The 12,050-nt window shown below is 41.3% G+C and carries 8 protein-coding genes; 1 reads left to right on the top strand and 7 read right to left on the bottom strand.

Annotation, left to right across the window (positions count from 1 at the left end):
* Positions 1-108 precede the first annotated feature (108 nt).
* The 5 genes from DEO27_RS03790 to DEO27_RS03770 all read right to left on the bottom strand — a co-directional run bounded on the left by DEO27_RS03790 (position 109) and on the right by DEO27_RS03770 (position 5,882).
* Positions 109-987 carry an RteC domain-containing protein gene (locus DEO27_RS03790; protein WP_112569901.1) on the bottom strand — a complete coding sequence of 293 codons (879 nt, stop codon included), beginning with the start codon at positions 985-987 and terminating at the stop codon, positions 109-111.
* 638 nt (positions 988-1,625) lie between these two features.
* Positions 1,626-2,540, bottom strand: coding sequence for a helix-turn-helix transcriptional regulator (locus tag DEO27_RS03785; RefSeq protein ID WP_112569899.1), 915 nt, complete (start codon positions 2,538-2,540; stop codon positions 1,626-1,628).
* A 17-nt stretch (positions 2,541-2,557) separates the two neighbouring features.
* Positions 2,558-3,121, bottom strand: coding sequence for a GNAT family N-acetyltransferase (locus DEO27_RS03780; RefSeq protein WP_112569897.1), 564 nt, complete (start codon positions 3,119-3,121; stop codon positions 2,558-2,560).
* 525 nt (positions 3,122-3,646) lie between these two features.
* Positions 3,647-4,420, bottom strand: a complete 774-nt coding sequence (locus DEO27_RS03775; RefSeq protein WP_112569893.1) for a DNA-formamidopyrimidine glycosylase family protein — start codon at positions 4,418-4,420, stop codon at positions 3,647-3,649.
* A 442-nt stretch (positions 4,421-4,862) separates the two neighbouring features.
* Positions 4,863-5,882: an acyltransferase family protein gene (locus DEO27_RS03770; protein WP_262714172.1), complete on the bottom strand. Its 1,020-nt coding sequence runs from the start codon at positions 5,880-5,882 to the stop codon at positions 4,863-4,865.
* A 1,027-nt stretch (positions 5,883-6,909) separates the two neighbouring features.
* Here DEO27_RS03770 and DEO27_RS31290 point away from each other — a divergent pair.
* On the top strand, positions 6,910-7,047 hold the full coding sequence (locus tag DEO27_RS31290; RefSeq protein WP_190295313.1) for a hypothetical protein: 138 nt from the start codon (positions 6,910-6,912) through the stop codon (positions 7,045-7,047).
* A gap of 663 nt (positions 7,048-7,710) precedes the next feature.
* Here the strand turns inward: DEO27_RS31290 and DEO27_RS03765 are convergent.
* Positions 7,711-8,433, bottom strand: a complete 723-nt coding sequence (locus DEO27_RS03765) for a hypothetical protein (protein ID WP_112569887.1) — start codon at positions 8,431-8,433, stop codon at positions 7,711-7,713.
* Positions 8,434-8,445: 12 nt separating this feature from the next.
* Positions 8,446-12,036, bottom strand: coding sequence for a DUF6443 domain-containing protein (locus tag DEO27_RS03760; RefSeq protein ID WP_190295312.1), 3,591 nt, complete (start codon positions 12,034-12,036; stop codon positions 8,446-8,448).
* Positions 12,037-12,050 lie beyond the last annotated feature (14 nt).

The raw sequence follows: 12,050 nt of genomic DNA, 5'->3' as shown, positions 1-12,050 counted from the left end.
TAATCAATAGCCTCTAAAAAAACCATAAAACCACCCCCATCAAAACCCTTACAAAAGCATCATCAAACCATCACAACCCATCACCAGCCACACCACACAACCCCATCCCTAAACCTTCCCCTGGCCTCTCTTATACGGGTCATACTCATTCTCCTTATCCAGCTTCCGCTCGATACTCTCGCGCATCTCACCCAGGTATTGCGTGCGGTCCAGCCGCTTACGCCGCCGCAACTCCGAAACCCGTTTGGAAGGAATACCCAGGTTCACATGAAACGTATCTTCCAAAGCCCTGAAAATATCTGCGATACTCGCCGAACCATTGTTCACCTGAACCGTCTGGTAAATCCCGATCCCCACCTCCGCCAGGTTGATCGTATCACCCGTCCAGTGCAAAACTGAAGCTTCCCCACCCGGATCAAAAGGCGCAGCCGGGCTCCTGCGCAAATCCAGCACCCTTTCCACCAGCCAGTCCCGCAAAGCCTCAAAAGCCTTAAACTTCGAAAACAGGTAATCGCAACTTGTCGAAAACTCCGGGTCCAGGTCAGGGATATTGGGTAAAAGGATATGTTGCGGCTGCGCGCCCCGGATAAAATAGAGGCTGTCCAGTTCCTCCGCCTTCAGCTTATAATACTGGTATAAAAAAGCATATTGCCTAAAGAAACGGGTGACATACTGCAACTCCTGCTCCAGGAACTCCAGTTGTTTAGCCGCATCGCCCTTGGGCAGGTTCACTTCGATCTCATAGAGTTCCGAGTAATAGATATTCCAGTGATAAAAGGCGGGCTTGATAAACTTAAAAAAAGTGATTTCCTCTGCCTTATCCTTAAAGACGCAATCCTTAAAATGCACTTTCAGCTTTGCCAGTGCATCACGGATCAACTTTAACGCACTCGTCCAGCGGACAAAGGCGTCTCTGTGCTCAAAAGCCACTTTTTCCAATTCACTTTCCAACTGCGCCAACAGCCGGTTACTAATCTCCTGAATCATAAAAACTAATTTAAATCAAACTGCTTTAGCCTGTTGACCGGCAACAACTTCCACTCGGCAGCCAATACGTAAACTTTCACCATAGGCATTGATTTTCAGATATTTTCAGCAGAGAACAGCAAAGCTTCGCCGCTTAGCCGACGTTGAGCGAAGCCTGTCAATATATGCATAGGGGCTATTGAGAAAAATGTCGGTCAGGAGCTGCCCAAAGCGTTCCGGAGTAATCTTTCATCACCGGTAACGCTTTATTTTTCACAGCGCATGTTGAATCGATACGACGCAGATGTGCTTACCCTCTTCTCAGAAATAAACTGGGTTTTCGCTACAGGTTTTTAGATATGCCTCTGAGAATCGTGAGCTACCACACCTATACATGCATTCAACTTCAACCATCAGGGTTTCTCAAAATTTCTGATGGCTGTATCAGCGAAGTCCCGCTACTATTTGCCATGGTTTCCGCTATCAGAAACGATGACTTCCGGGTACTTATTAAGTAAAAGTGATGTGGCTGCATAAATCAAAATTTGCTTTACCGGTTAACTATAAAGCAAATAACCGCGTTAAATCCCGCCCATCATATAGGGAATTTAACTCAAAATGGAGATATGGGTATTTATCCCTATAGCTGTTCGCCCATCTTATTCAAATAATTTGTGAATGAGTGCAACCTTATTGTTCACTCCCGTTTTATCATAAATATTTTGAACGTGGTTCCCAACCGTTTTAACAGATATAAATAAGATATCCGCTATTTCATTATAGGTGAGTCCCTTACGAAAAAGCAAGGCGATCTCAATTTCCCGCTTGGTTAATTTAAACTGCCTGCTGCGTGCGTCGAAATCCGGCAGAAATACTTCTTTCCCGGAGACAACTTCGGCTAACTGCTCATGTCTCGCTTTCGTGACGGACTGGGCCAAAAAAATAAAAGTGATGAAAACAATACCTGTGTTCGTGCAGAAGACTTCTGTTACCTGGCTGGCTTCAACTACACCAAACAGCGTTAAAGCCGCCCAGGGGCTTACTGCCAGATACATGGCGATCTCCTCAAAATACTCCTTTTCGTTCCGCTTTAAAAGATATTTTGCACGGATACTTTTAAACATGACATAAAGCAGCACCATCGCATAGATGAACGGTGCTATAAGTCCATACTTTAAGTCTGCATCAATATCCCTGTTAATAGCATAATCGATCACAAAAAATATAAGGTAAGGCAGCATCAAAAATAAGGGAACACCATAATAGGCATGCCACCGTAATGCGGGCAGGTCCATGACTTTATAAAAGAAGAGCGGGAAGAAAGAGGCCATTAAAAATCCGCTGCCGTAGGCAATAATCAATTGAATGGATAGCGGCCATGATAAGGAGGTGTCGGGAAACAGTCCGCCGGTGATGTTATAAAACAACAGCAATAATAAAAGTAATAGGTAGTAATCCCGGTGTTTATCCTGGGGCCGGTAGAAAAACCTGGCCAGCTGGAAAATGAACATACAGAACTCCAACACGACAAATACAAAAGTGATCAGATGCATTTGTGTTCCAAAAACCAGCATAGGTTGATCAGTCGCTCCTAACGACGCAAAAAGTACAAAGTATAGCTTAAATCGAGTTCAGCATAAGTTTTAAAACCAAACCTGGAATACCAGCCTATATTTTCGGGCACAGAGGTCTCAAGCAGGACCGGCAGGTTTTGATCGTCAGCCATTTGGATAATTTCCTGCATGAGCTTCGATCCTACCCCATGATGCTGACTTTCCGGGCTGACCCCTATAAACCATAAATAAACCATCGCTCCCCCCGGTTGTAATCTTTTAATCGCAGACTCCCGGTTTAATGCTTTTCCGATGTTCAGTATACCCACCGCCTGAAAAATAAGTTTGATATCAAGCCAAAACCCACGAAGAGTCGGTCGCTTTTCCTGCGGGTACAGGAGAAGTGCACACCCCCGGCGGTCTTCAGTAATAAAAACCTTCCCGAACATCTCGCACACATCAAATGAATAGCCCATCAGGGCCTTTATTTGTTTTCTGTCACCCGGATCTGCAATGATATAATTGACACTTTTATTGTCAGCGAAAGCTTCTGTCAGCATGCTGACAATATCATTTCTATCACTCTTGGTTGCAGCAATCATATATAACAGGTAAATAAATTAACAAAAAGCTAAATCAAATTCATTATAACCAATAATAGGCAAAAAAATGAAATAATATTAACTAATATGTATTATCATTTAACGACATCCAACCGAAAACAATTACTACAAAGAATTTTGATTACTTTTCGATGACAAAGCAAGTCTGCTTTCTTTTCTATGCTTGCCTGATCAATTACCCACAAGTATGAATGAGTTAACGGTAATACCCCGGTGGCCGAGTTCTTTGCCTAGAATATCAACTTGTTTTTACCGGCACTTTTGCTGGAAGCATTTATTGCTGCCTCAGTCTCTGCATTCAGGATTTGCGTCGGGGAGATTACAGTGATCCGCTCGCCGGCCATTACATTCCTGGCTGCCTGCTGCATGACAAAGGAAGCCCCTTTCAGTTGATCGCTAATAAAGATATGCTCATATTTCATTGCCGGACATTACAAGAAATTAGCAATCGATATCTTCAACCGCTACAGGAGGCAGTGATCCAAATGATAATTTAACAGGAACTTACTCAAATAACTGCTGACTTTCCGTATAATACGTCTTACGTTTATCCAGCTCGGCTTTGAGTATTACTTCACCCTTAAGCGTCAGGGTTTGCTTCGGCCGGTGCACCTGCAGAAAATCGCGTTCCTTTTCAGTGATGGTATCCGGAAAATTTCCGCGGATATGGTTTTCCGCATCCGTTAACACATTTTTAATGGCCTGGGTTAAGACCTCAATATGAGCTTCAGGGATTTTGTTGGCTTTTGAAAAAGGGGATATTTTTGCCGCGTAAAGGATCTCATCCACATAAGCGTTGCCAATACCCTGTACAGTTTTCCCATCGGTTAACACCGTTTTGATGGGCTTGGACAATTTGGCGAGTGCAGTCTTCAGGTAACCGGCCGGCAGGTCCATGGCATCCGGCACTCCGTTGGGTTTAGGATCAAGCGTCAGGATCACCGCCTTTTGCCAGTCGGTGACCGCCAATCCGGTACCGTCAGCAAACAGCAATTCCGCAATCGTAAACCGGCTGGTATTTTCATTTTCATACCAGTACATGGTGCCGTGCAGCATCAGATGGATGCTTAATACATGCCCGTTTCCAAATAAAAAGTGTAATTCCTTGCCTATCCTGTTAATGGCCGTTAAAGGCTGGCCTTCCAACGCCTCCTGAATGACGTTTTCGGAAACTTTGAGCTGGCGGCTTATCGGGATATGGATTGACGCCAAGGTCTTTCCAACGAGTCTTCGGGAAAGGTTGCTGCTGAATATGTTTAAATCAGGGATTTCCGGCATGGCATTGATGGTTATTGATATTCATTTTCGACCCGTAGGCCAATCTCTTCAATGATCGAATCAGGCAGTATGGCACCGGATTCCTGGATCCAGGCCGCATCACCGGTGTGGGCGATAGTCACATTTAGACTTGAATTGAAAACGGTTCATTTCTGGCTGATTTCTATGACGATGTTTTTTTTAATTAATTCTTTCGCCCGGATTAATCATCATCCCGAGTGGGCAGATCCTGGTTGCGAGGCCGCTCGGATCTGGCAAGGAAGGAATGGACATTCTTAAACTAATCCTTTTGTTTTGTAGTTGATATTATCAAAGTATTCCCAAATGCGGCTTGAATTGAGGTCCCCATTTGTTGCAGGAATAAGTTGAACTCAAATTTATCTTCCGTGATCAGTCCCGTTTCTTTATCAAGTACAAAAGCGGTGGATTTTGGATCGCTGTTTTAATGGACGATAACCGGAGTATTTTGTTTCTTGGAATACCTTCTGATAGTCTTTAACAATGGCATTTCAATCCAGGAATAACAGATACATCCTGCGGCTGTCAAAACAGTGGTTATTATAACAAAAACACCGTAATGGTTGTGCATGATACGTTTAAAAATAACGTATAAAATAACAATGGAAATATAATGCATTAAATATATAGAGTATGATGCGTCCCCCAGGAAAACTAATGAATTCTTAATTTTGTTATTTGGATTATATGTTTCCAATGATATGAGTCCATAAATGATAAGGCTGTAAGGAATTCCAAAATTCAAGCTATCCATTTTGGGAAAGTATCTGCATTGGTTCATTTCGTTAATCCATGATATTGCTAATAGTATCATTCCAACGAGTAGTACCGATATACCAATAGATCGGTTTCGGCTAATTTTATTTTTTAACGATAGGTGAGCTATAACGCATCCATAGATAAATTCAATATTTTTTGCATTACATAAGGTCGACAACAAAGGAGACTGAGTTACATCGATAACTTTGAAAAAGTTTAAAGCGACAAAGAGCATCCATATTCCAACAATGAGTTGAAATATCTTTTTATTTGACAATATGTACACGCCAAAAATAATGTAAAATATTATTTCGAAACTAAGCGTCCAGGCCACAGGAATAATTGGCATTTCGCTTTTTACAATATTGGTTGGATATAATAAATATGAGCGTAAGATCCCCATAAAATCCAAGCTGATCCAATTGATAATCCCTTTACCCGCAAATTTAATCAGTAAATAATTGAGTATCAGAAAAGCTGTAGTGTAAAGCCAGTATATCGGATAAACCCTTATCAATCTTTTACTTAAATATTTTTTTAACTCATTTCTTTTACCCGCATATTTAAAATTAATGTAATAGATAATAAAACCGCTTAATATAAAGAAAAAGTCTACGCCACTCCATCCAATAATAAAAGCGCCGGAAAACATCTGCTTATCTACCATTAGGTTTGCATGTGCCATAAGGACCATAACAGCGGCAATGCCTCTGCAACATTGTAAATTGTAAAATATCTTTGTATTCGAATAGTCTTGCATCCGTGAAATTTGTCTGTAATGATAGTGCTTTTTTTTTTGATATCAGTGATGCTTTGGCTTGGTAATTATGTGATTATTATCATTGGAGCTTATAATCCTTAAGCCATGAATTAATAGCCGCAGCAACATAGTCTACTAATTGTTATTTATGAACAAAAAGCTATTTATATCTTCCGTCCTATTAATCGCCTGTTATTTACCGTTTAAATGCCCAGCAAAATGACTTCCCACCAATTGACAGAATCAATACTTCGAAACCTGATAATCAGGGATGAGGACACAGCGCGGTTTAGATGCTGAATTTCGGGTCGTTACGCCTGAGAATGCATCGGATTATGCAAATATCATGCTCACATCTAACGTTGTCAGAAACTCAACCACCAATATTGGGGCTTCGCCGGTTCATCAATGCCTTCATAGAAAGTACAAATGGTGCATGGGCTAAACGTTGATAATTTTACCACCGTCCAATCTGCGCCTCCAAATTACTCAGCACAAGTTTTTTCAGAATTGACAAAGCGGTAATATTGGTATCAGCATAGCCACCCCGAAAAACAAAATGGACGTTAACGGTACTATTCACTCCAAATCTGTCTTGATAGACTTAAATGGATGGAATGATTGCGTATTCAAAAATAATCGCCGACTGACCTTAATAATGCTATTTTGTACTTAAGAAGATAAATAATAACAATATGTAAAACGCTCAATACCTGATTCTATCCCAACTAAAGGAAGGTCTGGCCTATCCGCTTTTAAAATATTCTAATTTATTATTGAAAGATCTATAAAATGTTTTCTGTACTTGAAATAATATGTGCTCGTTTGTTGAGATTAAATCTAATATATTCGATGGATTAGTGAGGTTAAGTTATAAATTGGAGACCTGAAATGGCCGAAATAATAGTTGAAAAATACTTTTATTCTCATTAAATACATTCTATCACTTAAGATGCCCAAGGAAAGAAGGTCGATGGGTTTCCCACGCCCTGAAGGTTACATGAACAGTAAAGTCATTTATAAGGGCTATTGTTTCCTGAATAACTACCGAACCATTCATGTGTTGGAACAAAGCGCACTTGTTGACTAAAATTCATTCCTCCCTGATTGGTGTTACTCAATGAAAAAGACAGTAGTATGTTGATGATCAACAATATTATCTTACATGAATTTATCGGTACTGACTATTTCTTTTTAAATCTGAATGTGGCTCCATCGATATATAGAAAGAGATAACGTCCGTCATAGAACAAGCTATACTCCGTAGGAATTGATCGCTTTCCGTTTTCTGAAGTTAATGTACCCTTTATATTTATAGAGATTAGGGAGCCAGAGACAATTTGGAAATACTTTTTATTCGGGATATATGTATCCCATAAAAAGGCCAATATTTTTATATGCCCGGACGGACTGTATTTGGTTTGGCGAATTTTTCCATCGAGGCCACATTAACACCTGCGTCGGAAAGCTGGTGCACTTATTATAATGATTTTGTCTTACATGACCAGCTTTTCCATCTCCTTCTCTACGGATGCCTTTGAACTGGCGCCTCCCTGCTGTATTTGACAAAACTTCCACGCCAGCTTTCGAGTAAATTATTTCATTGAGAATAGTTCACCATCAATCTCCACAATTTTAACACCGTGTTCCTGCGTTTCTGATGATGTGCGCCGGCTGATAAAATCCCATTGGCTGACTGTTTAGCAGCGCAGCGGAAAAATGTCGGGGCGGCGAATTGAAGATCAATGCTCTTTCAAGACTTAGCTTGTGGAGATTGTTCAACCGGAAATGCGTTTAACTGAACAGCGGATTGAATTAACTTTTGCATACTGAACTTTCCTTTTTCAATAAAGGTCCTTAATAATAGTATATTAAAGTCAAAATCATAGTTTTTATGTTGACTATCAACAAATACTGGCTTCATCATCGCTTCTCCGGGGATGTTATGCACACTTTCCAAAATCCATTGTCCACCCCTATAATGTTTAACAAACTCACCTGCAAAAACTATTAAATTGACATACAAGGATTCAATCGCTCTTTCATAACCATATTTTTTAATAGCTTTATCAAGCCTTGCGAGGTCTTCCATCCTTATTGAATCTTGAGACTTAATAGAAAGCTTCTCATAAAGATCAAGGATTAATGCATGACTATCACTTCCAACAGATTTGATCTCTTGCTGTTTTGAGGCATATGGATCAAATGCCTGCCATTTCAGCACATCTCTTTTTTCGGCATAATATGCAGAACGATCCGCTTCTATCCAGATCATGCCGGCTTTAGTATTCTCGATGACCACCCGATTATCATCACATTCATAGTAATGAACATAATCGGAGGTAAATTCATTTTTTACCTCCTTCCCGTGATGATCTTTCAAAAATGCCGCTAATGCATTCTTTTTTAGCTTTACAGTATCTTTTTTCACTTCTGAAATTCTCAAATTAATTAAAAGTGCTAAGTTAAGCAACATCGTTTTAATTGTTTAATGGCTCAGGTATACAGACTGTCTGATATAATTCCATCTAAAAAACACCCCCGCAAAATCCGGATCGTAAAAAGACACCTTTATTCCGTCATCCGTCTTTCTGTAGATTGCCCTGAACTGCCACAGATTGATATTATAGCCAGTCTTAGCTTGGTTAACAAATCGGGGAGAAATCGTTGCATCTGATGTTGTTACGAATACCAAGGAAGAATAACCTTCTTGCGCGGCGACGGGATTGGATTTATACAGTGCGTCGACAAGACCGATTGCCTGATTTCCAAAACTGCTGCCGCTGATGACAGAAGCTGTCGCTTTGACTTCGTACCAGGACACATAAGGAATCAAAGTCCGGTCAAGGACAGCATCTTCTTCATCCCTCACCTCGAATTTCGCGGCAGAAATTCCGTCAGGTATCACAGCCTTTCTTCCAGCGACATCAGTTGGAAATGCTGTGGTATTAGGTGAATAACCCTTATCACTATACGTTGTCATAAAATTATTGAACGTTTTCTCAAAAATTTGCCCAGCCGTATTCTGTAGACTTCCCGGTGTTAAATTCGGATAAATTTGTTTTACGAAAGCTACCAAATCTGACTTGGTCATATAGCTCCAGAAAGGACTAATTCCCAAGTCTGCTCCTGTCTGAATGTTGTAAGCGGCAGCTACATCCAGGTTATTGGCAAAAAAGCTGTAAAGGCCATTATAGCTCTTGCCTTCGTAAGTAACAGTGACCCCGCCATCTGCGCTCCAGGTATCAAATGGCGAAACATCGATATCTTCACCATACCCGCCTTTGACTGTGACCATACCATCCGGGTCTATATTTCGGATCGGATTATTTTCACAATAGGCATAAACGGCGAACCTCCTGGATTTTTCCGACATTGGATCCACTGTAGTAAACCGACCTATAATAGGATCATAAAAACGACGGGAATAATCCAACTCACCGGTTTCCTCCTGAAGTTCCTTAGCATTGAACAGATAATCATTTTTAATTCCATTCACGAACCGGGGAATTTCCTTGCCAAAAGGATAATAATCATCTTGCTGGACAATACTGGCAGTGCCACCTGAATTTACAAATCCAATCCTGGTATTCCCCAGGTTGTCGGAAAGGTAATACTCATAACTAACTGTCCCCCCGGACACGAGTGCCCTTCCCTCTTCCGTTTGAATAAAGCTGATGGCACCATTGTCATACTGGATCCCGCCGTCATAATCAGTCGTACCTGTATTCGTGCTGATTCTTCTTAGCTTTAACCCCGTCACATCATAAACGTACGTAATGTTCGAGTTTCCAGTCACGGTCTGCGGAAGATCTGCCAGATTATAAGAAATATTATTTTTATTCCTGGCGTCGTAGTTCATATTACCGTTGCTGTCAAAACCGTAATTAGTCGTTGTCAGCCCACTGATAGCCTGAAGATTATTAGACGCGTACGTATAGGTTAAATTGGTCGCTGCAGATCCCGGAGCAAGTCTGTTTAATGTCTGGATATTCCCCATGACATCATAAGTTATAGACTGCTCGCTGTAGCCTTCATTATTTACTCCTGATAATAAGCGATTAAGTTTATCGTAGGTATAACTATAACTTTTCGTTAGATTTCCGGGCGTTCCCCATAGTTGCGATGTGATATTCCCATTATATTGAGGGCTGCTTCCAGCATTGTATTGTAACTGCATCGCAAATAGTGGTGCCGAACTTTGATTAAGCCAGCCACGTTCATTGTAAGAATAACTGACTGTCTGTAAATACGTGGTGCCGTTATTTTCCGAATGTAATTTCTTTGCTGCAACCTGCCCTACTTCATCATATACAACAGAACTAAGAATAATATTTGAGCCTCCATTGATCTGTTCAGATGAGTTCAGCTTGCGACCGATCTGGTCAAAAGTGTATTTCAGGTTAGCCGTTAAAGCCGCAGTTGTTGTGCTTGCGGAATTGAAATGCTTACGCAACGTCCCGGAAATTTGATTATTAAAATTATAGCTGGTAGACAGTTGATCATAATTATTTATGTTAACCGTTCCGCCTAAATAATGCTGCCCATAGGTTTGTACAACCCTACCCAGGTCGTCATAATAATTAATGGTCCATAACATGTCAGGCTGGGATGCAGTTATTGTGTTCAGGACGACATTGCGCGTAGCAACGAGCAGTCCTTCTGTCGTATTACTTGCTGTTGCAGCGAACTGTGCTGAAACTTGCTGATAAACATACTTTGTAGGCAGGACACCATAATTGTAATCATCATAATAATTCAGGCTAAGTGCAACCAGGCCGTTGTTCGGATAAGAGCTTATCACATAACCGGTTGGATAAACCGTTGTATTGTTGGTGTAATCCCTTGCCTCCCAAAGGGCGCTGTTCTGTGTTTTTACGTTGTATTGTAACTGTCCCTGGCTGATTCCAGTATTACTGTTTGTCCACAAGAATGAGCCGATCACCCTGGACATCGCGTCATATTTTTTTATTAGCCATTGATTCTTTGCCCGCTGGTTTGCGTCCTGTGTAGCCACTGTCTGATCTAACTGATTATAAACGGTGTACTCCCAGCCTTTGGACGGAACTTTCTTTCCGATCAGCCTGTTTCGTCCATCATATTGATACTGATAACAAAAATTGTCAAGAAGAGTCTGTGTTGGTAAAGCATTGTCAGCATTACTGCCAGGCGTTAATACAAAACATAAATTCCCCAAATTATCGTATACATAATACGTTGATAATTCCTGCAGGACATTATTGGGATTGTTATAAATCCTTTTGAGCACCACCCTTCCGTTAATATCTCTATATTCTTCCGTAGTTCCAGCTCTGCCACTTACCCAGTTTTCATCTTTGCTCACGGTTACGATCAACTCGCCAGCGCTATAGTTTCCGTTCGATGTGAGCGAACGGGAAATCAGAGTGACACCGTTTGTGGTTGTGGTCGTTATGCCGACATTGTACATCGGTACAATCAGGCTGTGGTCCTGATCAGTTGTCCATGCCAATGCATTATTGGAGGTATAACCGATTTTATTAGTGTGGCCCGGATTAGTTGTTCCGACAGTCCCAGCCGGCTGCCAATTATCTCCGGCTGCTCCCTGCTCAGTTATGCGATTAAGCGGCGCCTGTTCAAATACCGTCTGCGCAAAAGGGAATGCTGTTTTTGTTACGCTTGCCGGGGTGACGGCACTATTGTAAAATGCTTTCTGATCATTAATAGCGTTTGCTTTGAAACTTCCATCACTCACCCCGGTCACAGCATATGGCTCATATTTTACAGCCTCGCGTCCAAACTGATCATATGCAATTGGCTGAACCACATCTTTAAATGTTGGACTGCCCATAACCTGAATGCTTTGTACCGGTCTTCCTAAACCATCAGAATACTGGATAGTCTGCGACACGGTAAAAATATTTTGGGCGTTTGTGTAGATACTGTTGACGTTCTTAATACCGGCGGTTCTAGGAACTGTCGTTAGTATGTAGTTCTGGTTATTACTCGGATTGCTGACCAAGGCCTGCCCGCACACAATCGATGATAGCAGAATGGCAACGATCATTAGCGCAAAAAACTTGACAGCTTGGATTTTCATTTTGATATTCATCA

The sequence above is a fragment of the Mucilaginibacter rubeus genome (assembly GCF_003286415.2).
GTDB lineage: Bacteria > Bacteroidota > Bacteroidia > Sphingobacteriales > Sphingobacteriaceae > Mucilaginibacter > Mucilaginibacter rubeus_A.
The sequence above is the reverse complement of the archived record's forward strand: the minus strand, read 5'-3'. Positions and strand labels throughout refer to the sequence as shown.